The sequence below is a fragment of the bacterium genome (assembly GCA_023150945.1).
Classification (GTDB): domain Bacteria; phylum Zhuqueibacterota; class Zhuqueibacteria; order Zhuqueibacterales; family Zhuqueibacteraceae; genus Coneutiohabitans.
The window spans coordinates 1-536 of record JAKLJX010000106.1 but is presented as its reverse complement, the minus strand read 5'-3'; the positions used below and the strand labels follow the sequence as shown (position 1 = coordinate 536).

Sequence of the window (536 nt, the reverse complement as noted above, 5' to 3'; positions counted from 1 at the left end):
GCCGGGCCGTGTTTTACTTCGCCGTCTGGGGCATCTTCGTTTACGTCCTCAACCGCCTCACCGCCAAACAGGATGCCGGCGACGCCGATGCCAAACGCCGCCTGAACAACATCAGCGGCCCCGGCGTGGTCGTCTTCGCCCTCACAGTCACCTTCGCCGTGCTCGATTGGGCCATGTCGCTCGACCCGCACTGGCACTCCACCATCTTCGGCGTCATCTTCATGGTTGGCCAGGTGCTCTCCACGCTTTCCGTCGTTACCCTCTGCCTGTGGATGTTGATGGAACACGCCCCCATGAAGGGCCTGGTCCGGCCGAACCACTTCCACGACATCGGCAACCTAATGCTTGCCTTCACGATGCTGTGGGCCTACACGAGCTTCTCGCAGTTCCTCATCATCTGGTCCGGCAACCTGCCGCACGAAATTCCCTGGTTCATCCACCGCCTCCACGGCGGCTGGGGAGTCATCGCCATCGGCCTGATCGTGTTCCACTGGGCCGTCCCGTTCCTGCTCCTGTTGATGCGCTTCAACAAGCGC

Annotated in this window: 1 protein-coding gene; it reads left to right on the top strand. The window is 61.9% G+C overall.

All coding sequences use genetic code 11. From position 1 onward, the window contains the following. On the top strand, nucleotides 1-536 hold a 536-nt coding region (locus L6R21_28275; GenBank protein MCK6563099.1), incomplete at both ends, for a hypothetical protein.